At 54.8% G+C, this 24492-nt stretch carries 12 protein-coding genes and 1 pseudogene; 11 read left to right on the forward strand and 2 right to left on the reverse strand.

The genetic code is table 11. From position 1 onward, the window contains the following. Positions 1–78: 78 nt before the first annotated feature. Positions 79–483, reverse strand: a pseudogene (locus OSC10802_RS43075) (IS4 family transposase); the annotation flags it as partial. Between the two features lie 157 nt (positions 484–640). Between OSC10802_RS43075 and OSC10802_RS0133760 the strand changes: the two are divergent. From OSC10802_RS0133760 to OSC10802_RS0133785, 5 genes are all read left to right on the forward strand, one after another. Continuing rightward, a complete protein-coding gene (locus OSC10802_RS0133760) occupies positions 641–2851 on the forward strand; it encodes a HAMP domain-containing protein (protein ID WP_026099039.1) in 2211 nt (736 codons plus the stop codon). After that, entirely contained in the window at positions 2784–3455 is a 672-nt protein-coding gene (locus OSC10802_RS55165) for an ATP-binding response regulator (protein WP_232731874.1), read from the forward strand. Before OSC10802_RS0133760 ends, OSC10802_RS55165 begins: the two co-directional genes overlap by 68 nt. Positions 3456–3825: 370 nt before the next feature. Next, positions 3826–5493, forward strand: a complete 1668-nt coding sequence (locus OSC10802_RS0133775; RefSeq protein ID WP_017721182.1) for a response regulator — start codon at positions 3826–3828, stop codon at positions 5491–5493. Between the two features lie 683 nt (positions 5494–6176). Then, positions 6177–7397: a circadian clock protein LdpA gene (gene ldpA / locus OSC10802_RS0133780; protein WP_017721184.1), complete on the forward strand. Its 1221-nt coding sequence runs from the start codon at positions 6177–6179 to the stop codon at positions 7395–7397. 220 nt (positions 7398–7617) lie between these two features. Next, a complete protein-coding gene (locus tag OSC10802_RS0133785) occupies positions 7618–9393 on the forward strand; it encodes a R3H domain-containing nucleic acid-binding protein (RefSeq protein ID WP_026099041.1) in 1776 nt (591 codons plus the stop codon). A 182-nt stretch (positions 9394–9575) separates the two neighbouring features. Here the strand turns inward: OSC10802_RS0133785 and OSC10802_RS0133790 are convergent, their stop codons facing one another. After that, the gene (locus OSC10802_RS0133790) at positions 9576–9989 is read right to left on the reverse strand and encodes a response regulator (protein WP_026099042.1); all 414 of its coding nucleotides are present in this window, start codon (positions 9987–9989) and stop codon (positions 9576–9578) included. Between the two features lie 1362 nt (positions 9990–11351). Here OSC10802_RS0133790 and OSC10802_RS43080 point away from each other — a divergent pair. The 6 genes from OSC10802_RS43080 (at position 11352) to OSC10802_RS0133835 (ending at position 24088) form a co-directional block, all read left to right on the forward strand. Beyond that, on the forward strand, positions 11352–14765 hold the full coding sequence (locus OSC10802_RS43080; protein ID WP_017721188.1) for a GAF domain-containing protein: 3414 nt from the start codon (positions 11352–11354) through the stop codon (positions 14763–14765). A 720-nt stretch (positions 14766–15485) separates the two neighbouring features. Beyond that, a complete protein-coding gene (locus tag OSC10802_RS0133810; RefSeq protein WP_017721190.1) occupies positions 15486–17138 on the forward strand; it encodes a CheR family methyltransferase in 1653 nt (550 codons plus the stop codon). A gap of 167 nt (positions 17139–17305) precedes the next feature. Continuing rightward, positions 17306–18376 carry a chemotaxis protein CheW gene (locus OSC10802_RS0133815; RefSeq protein WP_017721191.1) on the forward strand — a complete coding sequence of 357 codons (1071 nt, stop codon included), beginning with the start codon at positions 17306–17308 and terminating at the stop codon, positions 18374–18376. A 372-nt stretch (positions 18377–18748) separates the two neighbouring features. Next, a complete protein-coding gene (locus OSC10802_RS0133820) occupies positions 18749–20200 on the forward strand; it encodes a methyl-accepting chemotaxis protein (protein ID WP_026099043.1) in 1452 nt (483 codons plus the stop codon). A gap of 406 nt (positions 20201–20606) precedes the next feature. Further along, on the forward strand, positions 20607–22037 hold the full coding sequence (locus tag OSC10802_RS45155; protein ID WP_017721194.1) for a methyl-accepting chemotaxis protein: 1431 nt from the start codon (positions 20607–20609) through the stop codon (positions 22035–22037). Positions 22038–22279: 242 nt separating this feature from the next. Further along, a complete protein-coding gene (locus OSC10802_RS0133835; RefSeq protein WP_026099044.1) occupies positions 22280–24088 on the forward strand; it encodes a methyl-accepting chemotaxis protein in 1809 nt (602 codons plus the stop codon). Positions 24089–24492 lie beyond the last annotated feature (404 nt).

The following is a 24492-nucleotide window of genomic DNA, read 5'->3' on the forward strand; positions in this document are numbered from 1 at the left end:
ACCGTTTGGGGGCAAACTAGCTAACATCTCTTTTCCATATCTGTAGTCAGAGTCGTATCCAAAATTTATTAAGTTTTATTCTGGAACTCCTGTGGTTAAATTTAAGGAGCTAACAAGCTTGACTTGGTAGTATTCTTGCAGCCATAGCAATTTACTCGTTAGAGTAATGACAGTTGAATCAATAGGACACAGCTCATATTTTTGAAGGCTTTTTTGACGGCAAATTTCCTCATTAAGTTGTTGACAAAGTCTCAGAAATGGCTCTTGACTTCTGGACGCATTAGCTTTGGAGAAAGTTGAAATATCTAGCTGATAGCCAGTTCCATTTAGTCGCTTGAATATATCTCTCATACTGGTCAAGCTTTTATCCATTGCATAGCTCAACCATATGGACATAAACAAGCGGGTGTTAAGGACAGGATAATCATTTTTAGGCAAAGAAGCCAAACGATTTTGGACAATCTTAGAGAATGAGTTGAGCACAGGTTATTAACAGGATTGATTTGACCGTAGCCCAAATCATAGCACGTTTTGGGCGCTTTTTTTATGTCGAATTGTTAAGATTCAACACTTGTGAATAAAATGTAGATAAAAGATTAAAAAAAAAAGCGAATTTCTCACCCCCCAGAAGAACACACCTATGGCAAGCGCACCGGCAACCCAACAGCCCACCGACGATCTCGACGAAAAACTGCTGCTGAGAACCCTAGCAGCGGTCAAGAAAGGTGACTTCAGCGTTCGCATGCCCATCGACCAAACCGGCATTGCCGGCAAAATAGCCGACACGCTCAACGAAGTCATTGAGCTCAACGAAAGGATGGCCAAAGAGCTAGAGCGAATCAGCACAGTCGTCGGCAAAGAGGGCAAAATTACCCAGCGAGCCACCCTAGGAAGCGCCGGCGGAGAGTGGGAAGCCTGCATTGATTACGTCAACACCCTAATCGCCGATTTAGTGCAGCCAACAGCAGAAACCGCTCGCGTCATCCGAGCCGTTGCGAATGGCGATTTATCCCAAAGAATGACGACAGAAATTGAAGGCAGACCCCTGAAAGGAGAATTCCTGCAAACCTCCCAAATCGTCAACACAATGGTCGAGCAGCTGGGTTCCTTCGCCTCAGAAGTGACCCGCGTAGCCCGAGAAGTGGGTTCGGAAGGAAAACTCGGCGTGCAAGCCGATGTCAAAGGCGTAGCCGGCACCTGGAAAGACCTCACCGACAGCGTAAACTCAATGGCGGGAAACCTCACCGCCCAAGTGCGAAACATCGCCGAAGTGACGACGGCGGTAGCCAACGGCGACCTTTCCAAAAAAATTACCGTCGATGTCAAAGGAGAAATTCTAGAGCTGAAAAACACCATCAACATCATGGTGGACCAGCTCAACTCCTTCGCGTCTGAAGTCACGCGGGTTGCCAGAGAAGTCGGTTCCGAAGGAAAACTCGGCGTGCAAGCAGAAGTCCCCGGAGTTGCCGGCACGTGGAAAGACCTGACAGATAGCGTCAACTTCATGGCCGGCAACCTGACAGCGCAGGTGCGCAACATTGCCGAAGTCACAAAAGCAGTAGCCAACGGCGACCTTTCCAAAAAGATTACCGTAGACGTAAAAGGGGAAATTCTGGAGTTGAAGAACACGGTCAACACGATGGTGGACCAGCTCAACTCCTTCGCGTCAGAAGTCACTCGGGTTGCCCGAGAAGTGGGAACAGAAGGAAAGCTGGGAGTGCAAGCGGAAGTAAAAGGGGTAGCCGGCACCTGGAAAGACCTGACGGATTCAGTAAACTCAATGGCCGGCAACCTGACAGCGCAGGTGCGCAACATTGCCGAAGTCACAAAAGCAGTAGCCAACGGCGACCTTTCCAAAAAGATTACCGTAGACGTAAAAGGGGAAATTCTGGAGTTGAAGAACACGGTCAACACGATGGTGGACCAGCTCAACTCCTTCGCCTCAGAAGTCACCCGGGTGGCGCGAGAAGTGGGGACAGAAGGCAAGCTGGGCGTGCAAGCGGAAGTCAAAGGAGTAGTCGGCACCTGGAAAGACCTGACGGATTCAGTAAACTCAATGGCCGGCAACCTGACAGCGCAGGTGCGCAACATTGCCGAAGTGTCAACCGCCATAGCCAACGGCGACCTTTCCAAGAAAATCACCGTGCCGGTGAGGGGCGAAATCCTGGAGCTAAAAAACACGATCAACATCATGGTAGACCAGCTGAGTTCCTTCGCCTCAGAAGTCACCCGGGTGGCGCGAGAAGTGGGTTCGGAAGGCAAACTCGGCGGTCAGGCGGACGTGCGGGGAGTGGCGGGAACCTGGAAATACCTGACAGACAGCGTGAACTCGATGGCGCGAAACCTCACCGCGCAGGTGCGGAACATTGCGGAAGTGACGACAGCAGTGGCCAACGGCGACCTCTCCAAGAAGATCGCCGTGGACGTGAAAGGGGAGATTTTAGAGCTGAAGAACACGATCAACATCATGGTGGACCAGCTCAACTCCTTCGCCTCGGAAGTGACGCGGGTGGCGCGAGAGGTGGGGACAGAAGGGAAGCTGGGGGTGCAGGCGTATGTGAAAGGGGTGGCCGGCACGTGGAAGGACCTGACGGACAACGTCAACTCAATGGCCGGAAACCTCACCGCGCAGGTGCGGAACATTGCGGAAGTGACGAAAGCCGTGGCCACCGGCGACCTGTCCAAGAAAATCACCGTTGACGTGAAAGGGGAAATTTCCGAGCTCAAGAACACGATCGACACGATGGTGGACCAGCTGAGTTCCTTCGCGTCCGAAGTGACGCTTGTCCATCAGCCGGGAAATTGCCCGACTGCTGGGCGGGGAGATCGGGCTGGTGAGCCGGCTGGGTGAGGGGAGCACCTTCACGCTATATTTGCCGCACACTTACCCGCTGCCAGCCAGCGCTAGCGCAGCGGCTCCGCAGGAGCTGCCGGTGCGCGGCGGCGAGATCGAGAGGGTGTCGGGAATGCCGGCTCTCGGGAGCGGGCGTCTGGAGGCTCTGTTTTTGCACCGGCGTCAGGCGTCTTTGCCAGAAGCAACGCGGCAAATGCTGGAAAAGTTCCAGCAAACTGACTTGGTGCTGGCGGGCAAGAAAGTGCTGGTTGTGGATGACGATATGCGCAATATCTTCGCTCTCACCAGCATGCTGGAGCGCCATCACATGCAGGTGGTGTATGCTGAAAACGGCAGGGATGGTATTGCCCTGCTGCAAAATACGCCCGACATCGATATCGTTCTGATGGATGTGATGATGCCGGAAATGGACGGCTACGAGACGATGCGAGCTATCCGCAAGATTGGCAAGTTCCGCTCCCTGCCCATGATTGCCCTTACCGCTAAGGCCATGCAAGGGGACCGGGAGAAATGTCTGGAAGCCGGCGCGTCTGACTATATCCCCAAGCCGGTCGATACTGAGCAGTTGCTCTCCCTGCTGCGCGTCTGGCTCTATCAGTAGGGGCGTTTCTAGCCTGAGAGCCAAAGGAACGGCAACTCCCCCCAAGGAATGGCAACTCCCCCCTGCTGGGTGGGAGGTGAGTGTTGAGTTACAGAGGAGTGTTTTTAGGGTTGAGGGCTGAGCCTTGAGTTCCAGAAATGTTGCGTCCGCTGGATGGCACCCAGAAACGGAATATCAAGAAACCAGATGTAAAGAAACCTGGTTTCTAAACTCAGTTATATTCCTCATCTCTGCCCGCTTAAGTCTGGCCGGCTCATTCAAAAATAAGTCTCGATTTGAAAATTAAAGCCACCGGGCAAAGCCACCGGGCAAAAATTTACGCTCCCGCGCTTGTTGAATTCCCCCTCAACCCTCACCCACTCTCATTTGTATGACGTCGGAACAAAAAGTTAATGTCCTCCTGGTTGACGACCGTCCGGAAAATCTGCTGGCTCTAGAGGCGGTGCTGGACAGTCTCGGCCAAAACCTGGTAACCGCGACTTCTGGGCCTGAAGCTTTGCGCTCTCTCCTGAATCAAGATTTTGCTGCGATCCTGCTCGATGTCCACATGCCAGGAATGGATGGATTTGAAACAGCAACTCTGATCCGGCAGCGGGAAAGATCGCGGCACACTCCGATTATTTTCCTGACCGCGTTCAGCAAAAGTGACCCCTTTATATTCAAAGGGTATGCTCTGGGAGCGGTAGACTACCTGTTCAAACCGATTGAGCCGGAAATCTTGCTGTCAAAGGTGGCAGTTTTTGTTGACCTGTTCAAGAAGACTGCCGAGGTGCAACGGCAAGCCGAAGAAATTTTAACCCTGAACGGGCAACTGGAGAAACGAGTTGTTGAGCGCACCGCTCAACTGGAAGCTGCCAATCGCGTGAAAGATGAATTGCTCGTTCGAGAACAAGCCGCAAGAGCTCAAGCTGAAGCCGCAGAACAGCGCTTTCGCGATTTGGTGAACGGTTTGGGGCACGCCATCTTTTGGGAAGCAGATGCAGCTACTTTGCAGTTCACTTTTGTCAGCCAGAGTGCTGAGAAGCTTTTGGGCTATCCAGCCAAGCGGTGGGTGGGAGAACCGGATTTCTGGATCGAGGTTATCCATCCCGACGACAGAGAGCCGGCTGTGTCTTTCTGCCGCCAGGAAATTATTGACGGCAGAGATTGTGAGTGGGAGTACAGGTGCCTGGCTGCCAGCGGTCGGACGGTCTGGCTGCGCAACAGAGCCTACATTGTTCGGGACACTTTGGGCGGCGTGCGGAAGCTGCGCGGTTTGATGCTCGACATCACTGAAGCTAAACAAGCTCAGGAAGCTCTTTCGTCTCGCGCTGACGAGCTAGCGCGCATGACTACTGTGCTCACTCAGATGAATGTAACTTTGGAAAAGCGCAACCAGGAACTCGACCAGTTTGCTTATTTTATCTCCCACGATTTGAAAGCTCCCTTGCGAGCGATTGCCAATCTGTCTCAGTGGCTGGAAGAAGACCTCAGCGACAAGCTCACTGAAGACACGAAACGCCAAATGGATTTGCTGCGCAACCGCGTTTATCGCATGGAAAATCTGATTAACGGCTTGCTGCAATACTCCCGCGCCGGTCGCGTGAGGACGGAATTGGAAACCGTCTCGGTTGAAACTTTGTTGAGTGAGGTGATTGACTCTCTGGCTCCCCCGCCCAAGTTTACGATTGAAATTGGCCCAGGAATGCCGGTGATTAAAACTTCGCGTATCTTGCTGGAGCAAGTGTTTGCTAACTTGATTAGCAATGCTATTAAGCACAATAATAAGGCTCAGGGGTTTGTAAAAATATCAGTGCAATTGGTCGGGAATTTTTATGAGTTTTTTGTAGCAGATAATGGTCCCGGAATCGCCCCTCAGTATCACGATATAGTGTTTGTCATTTTCCAAACGCTGCTGCCGCGAGACCAGATAGAAAACACCGGCATTGGTCTGTCTTTGGTGAAGAAAATTGTTGAGAGTGAGGGGGGGACTGTGCGTCTGGAGTCTCCAGAAGGTGAGGGAACTACGATTCGCTTTACTTGGCCAAAATCGGCTTAGTGCGAGAGCGGCCCGCGCCGCCGCCACAGGAAGCGCTGACGTTGGGATAGGTTTTTCAGGGGCCGGTTTAGAAATATCTTGGCCCTCAGTTCTAGCGGTTTTTATCCTTTGTGAGGTACTGAGAAACCCGGTTTCTTTAAGAAACCGGGTTTCTGGCATGTACTCCATCCAACTGAAAACCGCTATAAAATCGTACCAGCTGATAAACTAGGGCGCATTGAATTTGCATGCTTACATCTCTATCCCTTCCAGGATCTGCCAGGGAACGCCGTCCTGGACGCTCTGCCGACCTTGGGCAGATAGGAAGATTAAAAGCCTAAAAGCTTACAGCAATGGACAGCTCAGGAATGGACAGGCGTCCCCGCCGGCCTCCTCTATGGGCTGCAGGGGGTGGGGAAAAACAGCTGTTCCTTGTTCCTTGTTCCTTGTGCGAGCGCGAATCAGAGCACCCTATATATAGAGTCTCGCACTCGATAGGATTCCCTAAATCTGAACTGCCGGTTTTGTTTGCCCAATTCTGCCCGGGTGAGGGCGTGTTTGTAAAGAGCCTCTGCTTGCCCGAGACAGCGCCAACCCGCCCCAGAGAGCGCGAGCCGGCAGCATCTGCGGGCCACGGAGAGCATGGGGAAATGATTTTTTAAATTTGCCTGTCAATTGTTGCCGTCGCGGATTAGCATAGAAGTGTGATCAATCTCTCTCATCCCCTAAATTCCTTAACAAAAGGCCACTGGTTCAAGCTGATCTGCGGAGCCAGCTTCCAACATTTGCCATCTGTTCGGAATCTGGCGCTGGCCTACACTCTAGCCGGTGCCGACTGCATTGATGTGGCGGCAGATCCAGCTGTGATTTCGGCTGCGGCGGAAGCTCTACAGAGTGCCGAGCAGCTGGCCAGTGCGGCGGCTGAGCGGGGGTTTGGCTACAGGGGACGCCCGCTGCTGATGGTGAGCTTGAATGATGGGGAAGACCCGCATTTTCGCAAAGCAGAATTTAATCCAGCAGCTTGCCCACCTGATTGCTCGCGCCCGTGTGAAAGGATTTGTCCAGCACAAGCTATAGCATTCGCTACTGACGCTGACGCCCCTGAGAAGAAGTTCTCTGGGGTGATCGACGGGCTTTGCTATGGCTGTGGGCGGTGTTTGCCGGTCTGCCCGATCGGGCAGATTGTCACCCGCTCTTATGTGTCCGCACCGGCAGCGGTGGTGCCTAGTGTGCTCGATGCCGGTGCGCAGGCGATAGAAATTCACACGCAAGTGGGGCGGAAGGAGGATTTCCAGCGCCTGTGGGCGGCGATCGCGCCGGCTGCCGGCAGCCTGAAACTGCTGGCCATCAGCTGTCCGGACGGAGAGGGTTTGGCGGACTACTTGTGGTGGCTCTGGGAGCTGATTTCACCCCTGCCTTGCCCCCTGATCTGGCAAACCGACGGGCGTCCGATGAGCGGAGATATTGGTGGGGGCACCACTCGCGCCGCCATCAAACTGGGCCAGAAAGTCCTAGCGGCGCGGCTGCCCGGATATGTGCAGCTGGCCGGCGGGACAAATGACAGCACTGCCGGCAAACTGCGCGCCGCCGGACTCCTGCAACCGCAGGAAGTAAAGGGGATGAAAGATGAATCAGGCGGGGTTTTGGGGGGAGCGCCCCGGGGGGCACCCGCACCCAACACCGCTCAGCCTCACATCGCCGGTGTGGCATACGGCAGCTACGCCCGCGTCTTGCTCAAGCCGGTGCTAGACGAGCTGGAAGCTGGCAATCCATTCCCTAATTTAGGGGCATCTGGTTCCATTCCCCGACTGGCTCGCTTGGAAGACAATTGCCGGCTGCTGTGGGAAGCAGTGAATCTAGCGGATTCCCTGGTCTCTCAACTCAAATTCCCCCTAAAATTCACAGAAACTGCCATGAAAAAGTAAACAGGATTCGCCCCCAGTAGCGACAAGCCAAACCAAGCGTGGAAAATTTGCCTGAAAATAGCAGGCATTCATGGTGATAGCAACAGCTTGACTCCAGCCGAAGCGCTAGTCCCAATGTTTTGAGGCCCAAACACCAAAACCCAAATCATCTATGGTGCAGTCCAACGCTGTAAACCCCTCTGACAAGCAACTCCTGATGACAAACGTCGATCTGGGAAGGATGCAGATTACAGACGATCTGAACAAATTACTGGACATTTTGCCAGATGAAATTCGACTGCCTTTAGAGCAGCACCCGCAGCGGGACAGTCTGATTGAGGTGGTCATGGATCTGGGACGCCTGCCGGAAGCTCGATTTCCGGGAAAAGCAGAGTACCTGTCCGAGACGCCGGTTCGCCGAGAGAGCCTGAATTACTGCATTCAGCGCGTGGGTCACTTTAGCGGTGACAATCGGGCCGGTATTGAGCAAACCCTGCACCGAATTAGCGCTATCCGCAACCGCACCGGCGAGATTATTGGCTTGACCTGCCGCGTCGGGCGGGCCATATTCGGGACAATAGGCATGATCCGCGACCTGGTGGAAACTGGCAAGTCAATCCTGATGCTGGGGCGTCCAGGGGTCGGCAAAACCACGGCGCTGCGAGAAATTGCCCGCGTGCTGGCGGATGAGCTGGACAAGCGGGTGGTGATTATCGACACCTCTAACGAAATTGCCGGCGATGGAGATATCCCTCACCCCGCAATCGGTCGGGCCCGCCGCATGCAAGTGGCCCGCCCTGAACTCCAGCACCAGGTGATGATTGAGGCGGTGGAGAACCACATGCCGCAAGTGATTGTCATTGACGAGATTGGCACAGAGCTAGAAGCTCTGGCGGCTCGCACGATTGCGGAGCGGGGGGTGCAGCTGGTGGGCACAGCCCACGGCAACCGGATCGAAAACCTGATCAAAAACCCGACGCTGGCAGATTTGGTGGGCGGCATCCAGGCGGTGACGCTGGGAGATGAGGAGGCTCGCCGCCGGGGCTCTCAAAAGACGGTGCTGGAGCGCAAAGCGCCGCCAACCTTTGAGATTGCGGTGGAAATGATGGAGCGGCAGCGCTGGGTGGTGCACGAGCAAGTGGCGGAAACGGTTGACACCCTGCTGCGGGGGCGTCAGCCCAACCTGCAAGTGCGCACGGCGAGCGAAACCGGCAAGGTGACGGTGACTTGGGAGCTGCCGGTTGCGCCGCTCTCCAAACCCTCCCCGACGCCGGTGGCACAGACCGGCTGGCGGGCGTCGGGGCAGATGACTCCCTTGCCCGCGCCCAAAGCAGCCCTTGGCGCAGCGCCGGCGCAGGAGCAGCCCCTGACCCAGGAACGCTATTTCCAGCAGCTGCTGGATGAGTCGCTGAACCAGCCGGCGGCGTTTGGGCAGCGCGCAATCGGGGGAAATGGAGCCCTGCAGGAGAGTGAAGCGGCTGTTGCCCGCACGCCCGGGCCCAATGGGGAGGATTGGCCGGTGCACGTCTATCCCTACGCGGTGAGCCGCCAGCAGCTCGAGCAAGTGATTCGGGTGCTGAACTTGCCGGTCGTGCTGACAAAGGATATGGACGACGCTGAGGCCGTTTTGGCGCTGCGCTCCCACGTCAAGAACCAGTCCAAGCTGCGGCAAATTGCCAAAGCTCGCCAGCTGCCGGTTCACACGATTAAATGCAGCAGCATTCCCCAGATCACTCGCGCCCTGCGGCGCATGCTGGACATGGACGAGCCTGGGACGCCCGACGTTGCCGAACTCAACCTGTTTGCTCAGAGCGGCAGCTCTGACGAGATCGAAGCCCTCGAAGAAGCCCGACTGGCGGTTGAGCAAATTGTCATTCCCAAGGGACAGCCGGTGGAGCTGCTCCCCCGCTCGGCTAAAGTGCGCAAAATGCAGCACGAGCTGGTGGAGCATTACCGCCTCAAGTCCAGCAGTTTTGGGGACGAGCCGAACCGGCGGCTGCGGATTTACCCAGCCTGATTCATTTTGGATTTTGGATGCAAGGATTTTGGATTGGGGGTTAGGTGTTAGGTTTTAGGTGTTAGGTTTTAGGTGTTAGGTGTTAGGTTTTAGGTAGTATATCTAGTTCCTAATCTTAGGTGTTAGGTGTTAGGTTTTAGCTGCCCCCTAATCCCTAACCCTTAACCCCTTCCCCCTCACCCTTAGAGTTTATCTTTGATTTCAGCCCCCGAATTGATCCCGAAAAACTTGCTAACAGCCAGACGCAATTGTGCGGCTTCAAAGGGCTTTGTTAAATATTCTGTCGCACCGGCAAGGCGTCCTTGCACCTTGTCGAAGAGTCCGTCACGAGAGGTCAGCATAATAATCGGCAAAGTTTGAAACTGAGGCAAGTTGCGCACGGTGCGGCAGAGTTCTAAGCCATCAATCCCTGGCATGGAAATATCCAGTAATAAGCCCGAAATCTTCTCATGGTAAATGATAGACAGGGCATCTACTGAATTGTCGGCGACTAGAACCCGACAGTCGGCTTCAAGGGTTCGTTTGATCAGTTCAAGCATGACAGGGCTATCATCCACTGCCAGAATCGTCGGTACAGAATTCAAATTTGAAGGCATCGTTTCCTCCACTAGATCATCAGGATATTGATAGCCCGTACCGCAGGCGGCCTGCTTTCTTTGCGGGGTCAGGCACAGGAGCCTGGCGGTCGCAGACAGGGGCTGCAGTCGGGAGTGGGGGCATAAGGAGAATGCAGAGCGCGAGCGTCGCGGCACCTGCAGGAGAGTGGCAGAAGTTTTATTTATTCTTCCTTTTTCCAACTCCGTCAGACGAGGGAGAACCCTTGATTTTACAGGCTGTGCCGGCAGCCAGCCGGCAGCCGGACCGCAGACCTTGACCGGGTGAGAGGACCTTTAAAAATTGCTTGAAAAATCGCGCTGTCCAGGTCAGGCGATCGCCAGAATTTATCGTACTCTTGATTGCCGGTGAAAAACTTGAACCTTAAGGAACTTTAAGGTCGGGACAGTCTAAAAATAAGCAATTCTTAATATTGCGCGCAGTTTATTAACAGTTGTTTAAGGGTGCGGGCCGGCGGCGGATGGCACCGGCACGGGAAAAAAGGGCCGGTCACGGGGGGCGCTCTCGGTGGGTGGCGAGCCCGCTACAGCTGAGGGGCCTGACGGGCTTGCGCCCCAACCCAGAGGAGTTTTCAAATGAATGCGGCAGCCGGCATTTATGCCCTCTACTCGCGTGTTTGGAGGTGCGGGGGGCTGGGGCAGGGAGTAGGGGCCTTGAGCTGAAATTAGGGGAATTTCAATCGCCGGTAGGGATTCAGGCAAACGAATGGCGCAGCAATTATATATCATAGCAGATTCCCAGACACAGTAAGTATTGGCGCGCAGGGGCGGCGGGGCTAGCGCCGGCCTCACCTCCTGGTGGCCCGGGGCGGGGGGGGAAAATTTTCATTTTTGGCTTGAGTGGGACGCTCCCTTTGACAGAAGGACCGCTCCGCCGAGCCTTATCTGGATTGAAGGGGAATTCTTTCCCCCCCGCAGGAAAACGGGTCGGGGGTTGAAAGGGGGCGCGCCGGCTGAGGGCAAGAAATTTAATATTTATTTAAATACGGTTTAAAAAAGCTTAAAAATTTAAAGATAGAAACATCCGTTTTGGGGGCATAATAGAACTAGCGGATTCTAGGTGCAGCAAGCGTGTTTTAACCTGCGGGCAGCCAAGAGAAGGAGGGGTGGGATAGGGGTTGCGGCGGCCCGAACCGGCAGCAGGCAGCGATAGCACCGGTGGTTGAGAGGGAAACACCTTGCTCGCGGGAAAACAGCTGACGCGCTCAGGCTGAACTGGAATCAGAGGGCGGTAATGCGGGTGGCGGACGCCTCTAAAAAAAGAAAAACTCAAATTCAAACACCGTCAAGTGCTTGCCCTGAACAAGAGTGTGACACGTTCCGATGGGGGAGAACAGCAGAAATATGAAAGCACCGTTGCAAAGGTTAGCACCGCTAGGCGGGTGCGCGCCGCCACCCCAAAAAAAAGAATCGCAGTATCGCATCGGTGGCGCTGCGTCTCAGGCAGACTTAGACGATCTGACTCGCCTGGCGGCCTACATATGCCTGACGCCGGTGGCCTTTCTCAGCCTCAGGGATGGAAAGCAGCAGGAGCCCGACGGCACGCCAAGCTTCGCTGTGGTGTCTGAGTTTGGCTGCCAGAAGAGTCAAGCCTGCCACTACAGACCGGCGTGCTACCATACTTGCCAGCAATCTGACTTGCTGATTGTCCCGGATCTGCTAGCGGACGGCTGTCCTGTCAGCCCCAAGGGAGGCAATCCGAAATCGGCGCTGCTGGGAGATCCGGCGGAATATCTGAGGCAGGAAGGCCGTCCGCTGAGGTTTTACGCGGGACACCCGCTAGCGGGTGCTGCCGGTGTCACGCTCGGGGTGCTGTCGGTGATGGATTACGAGGCAAGAGTTCTCAGCTGCGAGCAGCAGCAGGCTTTGCGGATGTTAAGCCGGCTGGGGGCGGAGCTGCTGAGCTTCCGTGACAGTGAGGCGCTGACGGTTCCCGGGAGCGCAGGGGTCAAGGGCTGCTGCGCCAGCGAGGGCACCGGCCCCGCTCCAGAGGAGCCAGGAGAGGGCCTGCAAACCGGACTGTCGAATCAGGCCGCTGCCATTTACTGTCTGGGGTGCCGCGACAAGACCTGGGGCGTCGAGTTCATCAGCGATACGATCCAAGAGATTTGCGGATATCCAGCCAAGGAACTGATCCGGGGGGATGGCTGCAAGCTGGCCAGTCTAATTCATCCAGAAGACTGGCAGCGGGTGCGGTGGCAGCGCTGGAGCGGCTCAAGCGGGCCCTACTCCACAGACTATCGCCTGATTCACGCCGATGGCACGGTGAGGTGGGTGCGGGATCTCGCCGTCAGTCTCACCCGGGAGGGAGAGGTGAGAGGCAGCGGGCGGGAGTCCCTTTTCGGCGTCATCTTTAATATCAGCGAGCGTGTGGAGATGGAGGAGAGCGAAGGCAAACAAACCCACCGGCAGATGGCCAACATCTTGGACAGCATCAGCGATGCCTTTTTTATCCTGGATCGCGACTGGCGCTTCACCTGTTTGAACTCGCAAGCGGAGGTGCTTTGGTGTCACACCAGGGATGAGTTAATTGGCAAGTGTGTCTGGGACTTTTTACCCGATGTGACCGGCACCCCCTGCGGAGCCCGCACGGAAAGGACTTTCCGCGTCGGGTTGGAGCGGTCGGCATCGCTTGGAGTGCCGGTTGAGTTCGAGACGCTGCACCCTGCGGCGGGAATTTGGCTGGAAGTCAGAGTTCGCCCTTACCCGGATGGGCTGTCAGTCATCTGCCGGGACGTGACTGACAGAAAATCTGGCTCTGACGGCGAGCGGTCGAGCCTGTGGGCGCTGTGCGCGGCGGTGGGGATGGCGCTAGCCTCTGGCGGCGCTTTGCCAGAAGTCCTCAAACGCTGCACCAGCGCTGCGGTCGAGCATTTAGAGGCTGCCGGCGCTCGCATCTGGACCTTTAACCCCACGGCCAACCGGCTAGAGCTGGAGGCCACAAGCGGCGAGCCGACGCGCCCTGAAGACACCGAGGGGGAAACCTCGATCGTCGATTTCATTGCCAGCAACCGGCAGCCGGTGAGCGGTCAGCTGCGAGCGGTGAGCGGCAAACTGAGAACGGTTAGCAGCAGTGGCCACTCCCCCTCACCCCTGACCCTTTACCCCTCACCAACCCGTGCCAGCTGGGGCGTAGCGGCACCTGCCCCTACAGCGAAAAACTATTTTACAGGCTACCCCCTGATTGTGGAGGAGCGGTTGGTGGGGGTCATGGCGGTGTACAGCTGCCTGCCGGTGACTGAAGAGGTTCGCAGCCTGCTGGAGTGGGTGGCCAATAGCATCGCGGTAGCGATTGACCGCTGCTGGGCGCGGGAAGCTCTCCTCAAACGCCGAGAGGGCTTGCTGTTCCGTCTGGCCAGCCAGATCCGCAACTCCCTCGACCTCAACACTATCCTGGAAACGGCGGTGTGCGAGATCCGCAACCTGTTGCAGATTGACAGGTGCCATTTCTTGTGGTATCTGCCGCACCCAGACAGTCCCAGCCTGATGGTCACCCATGAAGCCCGCTCCGCTGATTTGCCGAGTCTGCTGAGCGACTGTCCGCCGCAGCACTTTGACTGTTTAGCTCGCAGAATCCAGAACCTGGAACTGCTGCGAGTTGATGACTTGCAGCTGGCAACCGACTTGGATGGGAACACACACCTGCTTTTGAAAAGTTTGGGCATGACGTCTCAGCTGCTGCTGCCCCTGGAGACGCGCTCTGGCCAGCTCGGTGCGGTGGTCTGCAGTCACTGCAGCGGTCCGCGCCCCTGGAGCGACAGCGAGGTGGAGCTGCTGCAAGCGGTGGTCAACCAGCTGGCGATCGCCATTGACCAAGCGGAACTCTACGCCCAAACCCACGCCGCTGCTCTGGCGGCTCAAACCCAAGCGCAACAGCTGAGTGAGGCGCTGCACAACCTCAAGCAAACTCAAGCTCAGCTGGTTCAGAGCGAGAAGATGTCCAGTCTTGGCCAAATGGTCGCCGGTGTCGCCCACGAGATTAACAATCCTGTCAATTTCATCTACGGCAACCTCACCTACGCCAATAACTACATCCAAGACATCCTGGGGCTGTTAAAACTCTACCAGCAGCACTATCCGGTGCCGGTGCCGGAAATTCAAGAGCGAACAGAGGAGATGGACTTGGAATTCCTGATCGAGGATCTGCCAAAAATCCTTTCCTCGATGGAGATGGGAGCTGACCGCATCCGGCAGATCGTCCTGTCGCTGCGCAACTTCTCCCGCCTCGACGAGGCGGAAAAGAAATCTGTGGATATCCATGAAGGGCTCGACAATACCCTGCTGATTTTGCACAACCGCTTGAAGCCAAAAGGGAAGAGTGCTGGCATTCAGATTATTAAAGAGTACGGAGATATCCCTCAGGTCGAGTGCTACCCCGGCCAGCTGAATCAGGTGTTTATGAATATCCTCAGCAATGCTATAGACGCCCTGGAAAGCCAAAGTGACCCTCGGGCGATCTCTATCCGCACCGAGGTGACAGACGCCGCCGGTGAGGCAGCCTCGCAGCAGCTCCCAGCATCCAGTGGAAAACATGTGGTGATTCGCATTCGGGACAGCGGACCTGGAATGACGGAAAATGTCAAGCAGCATTTGTTTGACCCCTTCTTTACCACCAAGCCGGTTGGCAAAGGCACCGGTCTGGGGCTGTCCATTAGCTACCAGATCGTGGTGGAGAAACATGGCGGCTCCCTCAAGTGTTTTTCTGAACTCGGGCAGGGTTCAGAGTTTACGATTCAAATTCCCATGCGCTGGAAATAAACATCGGACTTCCGCCGCGTGGAACTTGGGGGGCGCTGTTTCAATCCCGCTGCCGGGATTGAGCTGGCAAAAGATATTCTCTTCCTACCCCCTGCTGAAATCACTGTCACATTTATTTGGGCTTCTTCGCACACCCGGGATGCTCCCGGGCGCGCTTACCTGGTTCTGGCCGGCAAGACGCTTTTTTCCCCCATCCCCCCAGAACGCTTAGGGTGCCAGGTCTGGCTGTGGCAGGTCAGGGGGGTCAGAGCTGGGGGCTATAGCATACTGCTATAAAAGACGTAGGACAGGCGTTCTCTCCGATCCTACTCCTCTAACTTAAGTGAATACTGCTATATTTAACCCAAGTTGCAACTTTTGGAGGCTCTGCCTCCAAAACGGCGTCTCCCATAAGGAGCCTGGGAACGAGGGGAACGAGGGGAACTGGAAAAGCCCCCCTTTTCTAGTGCCGGTGGCACAAAAGCCCGCCCCGTCTGGGCAGATCGAAAAGCTCACGGCTTGTAGGTAGCAACTTGAGTTATATTTATTCAGGCGATTTCGGCGCGGAGCGGGTACTGCAACCCGCAAGTTTGGATGAAAATCTCTTTTCTCCCTCTCTCCCCCTCGCTCGATTTTAGCTTTGAAATTTTAGATTTAGGGTGCCGGCGAGCTAGAGCTAACGGGCGTTGCCACAGGTCTAGTTTTATAAAATAAAAAACGTTCTGGATTGGGAAATTGCTAATGAATGATGCGATAATACACGAATTCGCCAAGCTGATCTGCTCCCACACCGGCTTGAACATCCGAGAGCAAGATCGGGAGACTTTGCGCAAGAAGATATGGACTCGGATGAAGGCGCTAAAATTCTCCGCAGCGGAGGAGTATTACAAGCTGCTAGCGGCGGGAACTGTCCCGACAAATGGGCAGGATGCGTGTGCGGGGGAATGCGAATGGAAGGAGCTGACACTGCTGCTGACCACCAGCGAGAGTTATTTCTTTCGAGATCAAGGACAGTTCAGGCTGCTGCAAAATCAGATTTTACCAGAATTAATCGAACGGCAAAAACTAGCTCGCAGCTTGCGGATATGGAGTGCCGGCTGCTCGACAGGGGAAGAGCCCTACTCTCTGGCCATTCTCGTTCAAGAGATGATTCCGGACTGGGAAGAGTGGCAGATTTTTATTTTAGGAACAGATATTAATCAAACCAACATTGAGAAGGCCAAGCGAGGAATTTACAATTCTTGGTCATTTCGTTTGGCAGATACAGATTTACAGAGACGGTATTTTTACGACCGCCAAAGTGAATGGGAAATCCGGGAACGGATTCGGCAGATGGTGACATTTCGCTATGGAAATTTAGTGCGGGACCCGTTCCCCTCCCAGGCTGCCGGCGTCTGCAATATGGATCTGATTCTCTGCCGGAATGTGTTTGTCTACTTTGACTCCCAGGCGATCGCCACTGTCTTGGACAAATTTTACAGCACGCTCAAACCGGGAGGATATCTGATCGCCGCCCATGCTGAACTCTACGGCCAGCAGCTGGGGCGGTTGCGGGCCAAGGTGTTTCCGGAATCCGTGGTCTATGAGCGGCGTGAGGATTGGCCGGTGGACACTTTGCCGGCTGCGGCTGCGCCAGAGCTTGGCCTGTGGTCTGGAGAGTCGCACTCGCGCCGCAGTGCGAGCCACCGGCAGCCCTTGGGACCGGATCGGGCGGCGCTCGGTCGCCCAATCCCTGGAGAACCGCCCCAGCTGCGCAGCCGGTCGCCGGCAACCTCGCCAACCCCCCCCGGGTTTTCCAGTTACCAACCCATTGAGGCACCCACTCCCATCTCTCGATCCACCGTCGGAAGCTCTCCTGTGCCGGCGGATTCCACCCTCTCCCCCGAGGTAGCACACAAGATCCTCAGTGAGGCGCAAACCCTTTTCCAAAAGGAAGCTTACTGTGAGGCGATTCAAAAAGCAAAACAAGCCATCGCTGTGCAACCGGCCAATTTTGGTGCCTATTACCTGATGGCGCAGGCCCACGCCAATTTAGGGGAATACGACAAAGCAAAGCTTGCCACTCAGCAGGCGATTCAAATCAACTCTCTCTCAGCCGATCCGTACTACCTGTTAGCGCATATTGCTGAAGAACAGGGAGACATTGAAGCTGCCAAAATGTTTTTCAAGCGAATTATTTATCTCGCTCCTTCTTCTATCTTTGCCTATCTTGAACTGGCTTCTCTTTACGAGCGAGAAGAGGATATGCCCAGAGCCAATAAAATGCGCACGACAGCTTTTGAGCTGCTCCAGGGATTGCCCCCAGACGCCACTCTAGAGCAGCACAGCCAGCTGAGAGCCAGTGAATTGCTGCTGTACGTCAAAAAAATGCTGAGGAACCATGAATCTAAGTAAGCAGAGCCCATAACATCTAAGCTGCACCTTTCGCCCTTGCCCCTGCTAGGGGAAAACAGGAGTGTGGGGCATAACCCTCGCCCCTCACCCCGTGCCCTTTAGGAGAGATTTTTAATAAAAGATATTTTCTCACATTTCTTACCTCAAGAAGTTCACCAGGGGCAGATATGGAACCCAAACCCTATCTTATATTCAGTCTCAATGGCAGCCGGTATGGTGTGGAAGCGTCTTGCGTCCAGGAAGTTTTCTTTTTGCCGGAGCTGACGCCGGTGGCGGAGGCACCCCCGGACATTGTGGGAGTCGTCAATCTGCGAGGCAATATTTTGCCGGTAATGGATCTCGATCTGCGCCTCGGATACCGAGCGCGGGAGTACCAGCTGACAGATAGCGCTATCATTCTGGAGTTGCAAGGATTTCAGATTGGCATTATCGTCCATCAAGTCCACGAAGTGCAAGACCTGGCTCCAGAGGAGGAGATCGGAGACTTCTTTTACGGGCGAAAACTCCCAGCGCACTCCCACCATTTTGTGTCCGGCGTCGCTCAGATGGCTGGTGGTATCGTGATGCTGCTCAACCACGAGAATTTAATCCGCTATTCAGAAGCTGTTGAGCCGATAATCAGCGACGAAAGTGCTGGCCGTTTCGCGAAGGGCGAAAACTACTCCAAAGAGTCTGAGGCAGTACCGCGAGCGCCTCGCGTTTTTTGCCCCCACGCAACCCCCGAAGAACGGGCGATTTTTCGGGAGCGTGCCGAAAATATCAGAAGCTCAACAGACCAGCAGGACTTTGCCGGTCTGGTGCCGCTGGCTATTATTGGGTTGCAGGGAGAATACTTTGGACTGGAGCTGGAAATGGTGCGGGAGTTTACCGACATCCGCAAAGTCACTCCCATCCCCTGCACGCCGGCGCATATTGTCGGCAATATAAATTTGCGGGGCGAGATTGTGACGCTGGTGGATATTCGCAGTCTGTTAAACTTGCCGCTCACCGGCATTACCCAGGCATCCAAGGCAATGGTGATTCATATCGACGATGTGGTAGCCGGTGTGACTGTGGATGAAGTGTTCGATGTCATGTACCTGCACCCAGAGCAGATTAAGCCGATTCCCACAGCAGTCCACTCGGCAAATGATGAATACCTGCGAGGTACTGCTCCCTACGGGGACAAGATGATGACGCTGCTGGATATGCCAAAAATTCTCACCAAAGGGGAGTTGGCTGTCAATGAGGAAGTTTAACGGTTGGCTTGCCGGTTGGAGCTAGAGGAGGAGCGAGGGAGAAACGCTCATGTGTCTTTCTTCTTCCTTCTGCCAGCGTATCAGCTTCCGTTAAGGCGCTGGAGTAAAGACAGCTGGACAGCTATCGCTAGAAAGGTGGCTTCCTCTCTGCTGGGAGTGGGAGCACCCAAGGTTAGGCTATGATAGAGGGATTATTGTTTCATCCTCCCGCTTTTCTCCTTCATGCTTTCCCTGACTTCCCTTCCTTATGGCAAGCAAAGTTTAATCTGTATTGCCATTATAATTTTTGCTGGTATAAGGAAAATAATTGATGTCGGTGAGAGCCAACGCTAGATTTGTATGTCTTGTAGCGAACTCAGAGGTCAGTTCTTTATGTTCGATAATTTACGCCTAAAAAATCGCATTTTATTGGGATATGTTGCGCCAACTATTTTGTGGGTAATTTCAGCAGGTTCGGTTTATACAAATGCTGAGACAGTCCGAGATAAATCCTCAATGCTGGCGGTTTCGAGAGGGATTTTAGAGCGGTATCAAGATATGGCTTTGAATATTCAAGTCATGCAGAGATCCGTTCGGGGATATCTGCTCGACAGGAGTGGGGTTTCTTTGAATTCGTACCAAGAGTCTAAGCAAAAAGTTCAGACCTTATCTGCCGCTTTATCTGAGTTAGTGAAAGACCCGCAACAGCAAGCAAAGCTCCCCCGAATTTTAGCGGTTGTGAGCCAGCTGGATGCCATGAATCGAGAGTTCATTGCCTTGGTCGATAGGGGACAAGTCCAGCAGGCAATTGAAGCGTGGAAGCTGAAAGATGGTCGCGAGTATGATGAAGAGATCACAAGCCTATTAAAGAATTTTGAAGCGCGCGAAAAAGAGATTGTGCTGCAAAGAGAAGAGGAGAAAAATGCTGCCTTGAATGCGCTTGTATCTGTGGTTGTGGCCGCTACAGCGCTGTCTGTCCTGCTGGCCATTGCCATTGGTCTGTGGGTTGCCTCCGGGATTGCTGAGCGGATGAGCCGGTCGGCGAGTGCGGTTGCGACTGCTTCCAGGGAGATTGCCGTCACGATGGAGGAGCAGGAGCGCAACGCTAGCCACCAGGCTGCTTCGGTGAATCAAACCACCACCAGTCTAGATGAGCTGGGAGCCTCCTCGCAGCAAGTCGCGCAGCAAGCGGAATCAGCAGCGCGGGGTGCCTGTCAAGCGCTCTCGCTGACTGGTGGCGGAACCAAGGCTGTGGATCGCACCCTAGAGGGAATGGCCACTCTCAGAGAAAAAGTAGACGCGATTGCCCAGCAGGCTCAGCGCTTGAGCGAGCGGACGAGCCAGATTAGCAGCATCGCCAGTCTGGTGAGCGATCTGGCAAACCAAACCCACATGCTGGCGCTGAATGCCGCAATTGAAGCAGTCCGCGCCGGCGAGGGGGGAAAGGGGTTTGGCGTCGTCGCCAGCGAGATTCGCAAATTGGCCGACCAGAGTAAAAAATCAGCCGAGAAGATTAACGCCCTCGTTGCCGATATCAACACCGCCCTAGCCGCTACTGTCATAGCGACCGATGAAGGCAGCAAGACTGTTGAACAGGGCATGGGAATCGCCCGAGAGACAGCCGACGCTTTTGCCGGTGTGGCGGATGCCATCAACCAGGTGGTTTTGAACAATCAGCAAATTTCACTCAGTATCAAGCAGCAGGCTGCTGCGATCCAGCAGGTGGCAGATGCCATGAACGCTATCAACACCGCTGCCCGAGAAACTGCGACTGGCATCACTCAAGTCAAAATTGGCACGCAACAGCTAAATGAAGCCGCCGACGCTCTCAAGGCTGCGGTTTAACAATCACTCCAACCGGCAGCGCAACCTCATGGAGCGTGGGGCGTGGAGCGTGGGGCGTGGGGCGTGGGGCGTGGGGCGTGGGGCGTGGGGATGGTTTCATAAAGAAGACCAATAGCAGTGCCCTATGCCAGCGCGCCCAATGCCCTGTGCGGCACGCCAAGCGGCTCTGCAGGAGCGGCGCGCGAGCCTGCCCAAGCTTATTTCAAGCCGCTTCTTGACATCTTGACGCCGCTGTGGGAGCCAATCTTGAGCGCGGTGGTGCACCTGCGGTTAAAATCAGCACTGAACCCCACAAAAGTCCGCTCGCTAAAACACCGCGCTCGCGACAGCGGTTCACCGGAGTCCGGCAGGAATGATGTTAATCACAAGCGTTACCCACAGTATTTCCTCCCCAGGAGATAGCAAAATGTTCGAGAAATTAAAATTGCAGGATCGCATCACTTTCGGCTATTTGGTGCTGCTGGCTCTATCACTGGTCGCGGCGGTGCTGGTGTGCTTACAAATCGGCGACCTCAAGCAGCACATCAGCGCGCAAACCATTGGCCAAACTCTCGTCAGGGACTCCGACCGGCTCGCCTTAAGTATTGCCGGCATCGAGCGGGCTGCTAGGGGCTATCTCCTAAATCAAGATGAGAGCCATTTGCAAAACTTCAACAAAAATGAAGAATTGTTTGAAAAATCTGCCAAATCTTTGGCAGCCCGGGGTGGCGTTGCTGCTGACGCTGCCGCTGCGCTCACGCCTGCAGGAGAGCGCTTTGCGGAAATTTTATTGCTGGCCAAACAATCGGTGGAATTTCATAAAAATTTAATTCAACTCGCCCAGGCGGGCAAGGTCAAAAAGGCGATTCACATCTATGCTTCCGACGCTCTTGGAAGCCAAGCGCGGCAGCTGCAAATCGACCTGGATGCTTTCAGCCAAAAACAGCATGAAATTCAGGCTGAAAAAAGTCAGCAAGTTGAGTCTAGCATTGATTGGTTGCTGGCGGTCGTGGGAGCTAGCACCCTGATATCGCTGACTGTCACCTTGGGGCTGAGTTTGTCGGCGGGCAACTTCATTGCCCAGCAGATCGCCCGAGACACGACGAGCATCGCTTTATCGGCTACCCAGATTGCCTCAGCCGCCACGGAACAAGAACGCTCCACCAGCGAACAGGCAACCTCCCTCAATCAAGTGGCCACAACCATTGATGAGTTGGGAGCCTCCTCGCGCAAGTCCGCTGAGCAAGCCGAAACCGCAGCCACCGGCACCCGTCAGGTCTTGGCCCTAGTCGCCGGTGACAGCCGGCTTGATTGGCCTGCGGAAAACGGGCCAAGCTTGAAAGACCAAATAACCGCCATGCAAGCCCAAATCCTGCAACTGAGCGACCGGCTCAGCCAGATTGGCAGCATCACCAGAGCGGTTACCGATTTTGCCAATCAAACCAACATGCTGGCCCTCAACGCAGCTGTTGAAGCCGCTCGTGCGGGAGATCGCGGCAGGGGCTTTACTGTGGTTTCCAGCGAAATTCGCCGGCTTGCTGACCAAAGCAAAAAATCTGCCGAGCAGATTAACGCCCTGATCCTCGACATTAAAACGGCCACGGAAGCCACGGTGATAGCGACAGATCGTGTGAGCCAAATCCTCGATCGAGTGGTCGAAGAAATTAATAAAGTTAGCCTGAGCGTGCAGCAAATCGCCCTCAATGCCCGCCAGCAAGCCACCGCTACCCGACAGTCGGCAGATGCGGTGAGCAACCTCAACCAATCCGCACAGCAAATCGCCAGCAGCATCTCTCAAACCAAAGTTGGCCTGCAAAACCTCAAGGAAGCAGCCCAGAAGTTAGGAGCCTTCATCTAGCATCCATCCCGGCAAAATCCGTTTGATAACTTTAGATTAATTCTGAAAGCAAAAAGCGATTTAGGGTGTGCCTGAGCGTTCTGCCTATCAAATTTTCTGCGCGGGTTCACCGCAGCGGTCAGTTCCTTTTTTGCCTCCTCAGGAACAGGCCCGCCAGTGGCGAATCGCAAGTTAAAGTTAACCCGAACTGCAATATTGCCCGCCCAAAATATGAGAGCTATCTTACACTAAGGGAAAACCCAATGTTGAATCCGTCCTCCCCAGTGCCATCACCCCGCCGGAGTTTAAGAAGCAAAGCCGTCCTTCTATCGGTCGCCCTCAGTACGGTGCCGGTGTTGCTCATCGGTGGGCTGGCTTACCACTCTACCAGCCAATTGATTGAGGGGCAAGTGTTGGCGGCAAAAGAAGCGCGCGCTCGCGAGCTAGCTGACCAAACCAACCGCTTCATATTTGAGCGCTATGCCGACATTCAGGTACTGGCCAATCTGGCTATTTTCACGACGCCCCGCGTCAGCAAGGTTCTCTCTCTCCAGGAAAAGCAGCTGCTGCTAGATAAATACATAACCGCTTACCGGGTCTATGACAGTATTGCTGTTTTCGATCTAAAGGGCAACTTGCTCGTGAAATCTTCTTCAGAAGCCCCGCTCGAAAACCAAAGCGACCGGAAGTATTTTCAGGAAGTCGTCCAAACCGACCGCGCTGTTATTAGCAATGCAACCTTTTCACAATCTAGTGGCGAGTGGGTCATTCACTTCGCAGCGCCAGTAAAAGATATCGCCACCGGCAGGACATCCGCTATTCTCCGTTCGCGGATGCCGGTGAACTACCTGCAAGAAGCGCTGAAAGGCTTCAACACGAATGGCGATACAGCCCATTTGATCGATAGGGCAGGGGAATTCTTTGTCGCTCACAGTCGGGAATACTTGAGCAAACAGTTGCGGCAAGAGTATCCTGACTTTCCTGAAGTGCTTTCGCCTTCTGCGCCCGCTGCTAAAATCGCTTTCAATCAGGTGGTGGGGAAAAATCTTTTGGTAGCTACGGCTCCTATGGAAAACCTGGAAGGTCTGCCGCCGCTCGACTGGGTGGTTTTGATTGAGACCGACCCCAAAATTGCCTTGGCGGCGAGCGACCGGCTGCTGCTGACTGTCGGGGTGGGGACTGTGCTGACCGCCTTGATTGTTGGCGCGATTGCCACCGCCCTCAGCATTTCTGTGACTGAGCCGCTGATTGAACGGATTTCCAGCACTATCAGTGCGATTGTTGGCTCCTCTACCGCCATCTCGGCAACCGTGGCGCAGCAGGAAATTGCCATAACCCAGCAGGCGGGGGCTTGCAATGAACTCACCGCCGGTGTGGACGTGCTGAATAACTCTGCCGGTGAGTCCGCCGCACAAGCAAAAGCCGCCGCCCACAGTGCCGGTCTTGCACTGCAGATGGCAGATGGGGGAACGCGGGCGGTGGAGCGGACACTTGAGGAAATGGCGACTGTCAGAGCCAAAGTGGGCGCAATTGCCACTCACATTAGCCACCTCAGGTCCCGATGCGGTCAGATTGCCAGAATTGCAGATATGGTCAGCGATCTGGCTAACCAGACTCATTTGCTGGCCTTCAACGCCACGGTGGAGGCGGTGCGAGCCGGTGACAGCGGTAAGGGGTTCGGCGTGGTGGCTGCTGAGATTCGCCTCCTCGCCGAAAGGAGCAAACAATCCGCCCAGAATATTAATGTCACTGTCGCCGATATCCAAGCGGCGATTGACGCCACGGCGAACACGGTGAGTGAGGGAACTTTGACAGTAGATGCCGGCGTCCGAATCGCCCAACAAACAGCTGATGCCTTCAGTGGCGTCATAGAAGCTATCAATGAGGTTGCTGACCGCAACCAGCAAATCTCCCTCAATGCCCAAAAACAAGCCGCTGCCATCCAGGAAGTGCTGGAGGCGATGAACGCTCTCAACCAAGCTGTGCAAGAAACTGCCGGTGGCATCTCTCTTGTCAGAGCCGGCACAGAAAAACTCAACGATGCCGCCCAGAAGCTTGCAGCCATCCTCTAAAAGCGGCTGCGGCTTTTGCCGCACCCATCCGTCTGTGTTTCCTGCTACAATTCTATCATTTGCCCTGAAATTGCAGCAATACCTTCTCCCCTGTCCCTTGAAAGGTGCAATTTCCTTAAACATGGGTATCATAGGTGAGCTACTATTGGAATGCCAAACAGAAGGTGAGGCGACTACTTTCCCTGGTATAGCAGCAGTCATATTGGTTAGAACAATAGAAGCTTCGGGAGCGGGGAGCAAGGGAGGCCGGAATGTAGGTTTCCTAAATGCTTACTGCTATATAGACGTAGGGCAGGCCGTCCCGCCCCCCTGAAGGTCTAATGTTCTAACCTAAGTGCATACTGCTATAAAGTCTGTTTGGTGATAGGCGATATTTATGAGTAACGCCCACCGGCAGCCGGACT

The organism is Kamptonema formosum PCC 10802, from assembly GCF_000332335.1.
Lineage (GTDB): Bacteria > Cyanobacteriota > Cyanobacteriia > Cyanobacteriales > Oscillatoriaceae > Oscillatoria.

Bases quoted from the DNA above. Each gene is read 5' to 3' on its own strand.
- OSC10802_RS45155 (WP_017721194.1), top strand. From the start codon at position 20,607: ATGTTCGAGAAATTAAAATTGCAGGATCGCATCACTTTCGGCTATTTG.
- OSC10802_RS0133835 (WP_026099044.1), top strand. From the start codon at position 22,280: ATGTTGAATCCGTCCTCCCCAGTGCCATCACCCCGCCGGAGTTTAAGA.
- OSC10802_RS0133785 (WP_026099041.1), top strand. From the start codon at position 7,618: ATGCAGATTACAGACGATCTGAACAAATTACTGGACATTTTGCCAGAT.
- OSC10802_RS0133820 (WP_026099043.1), top strand. From the start codon at position 18,749: ATGTTCGATAATTTACGCCTAAAAAATCGCATTTTATTGGGATATGTT.
- OSC10802_RS43080 (WP_017721188.1), top strand. From the start codon at position 11,352: ATGAAAGCACCGTTGCAAAGGTTAGCACCGCTAGGCGGGTGCGCGCCG.
- OSC10802_RS0133815 (WP_017721191.1), top strand. From the start codon at position 17,306: ATGGAACCCAAACCCTATCTTATATTCAGTCTCAATGGCAGCCGGTAT.
- OSC10802_RS0133775 (WP_017721182.1), top strand. From the start codon at position 3,826: ATGACGTCGGAACAAAAAGTTAATGTCCTCCTGGTTGACGACCGTCCG.
- OSC10802_RS0133810 (WP_017721190.1), top strand. From the start codon at position 15,486: ATGAATGATGCGATAATACACGAATTCGCCAAGCTGATCTGCTCCCAC.
- OSC10802_RS0133760 (WP_026099039.1), top strand. From the start codon at position 641: ATGGCAAGCGCACCGGCAACCCAACAGCCCACCGACGATCTCGACGAA.
- OSC10802_RS0133790 (WP_026099042.1), bottom strand. From the start codon at position 9,989: ATGCCTTCAAATTTGAATTCTGTACCGACGATTCTGGCAGTGGATGAT.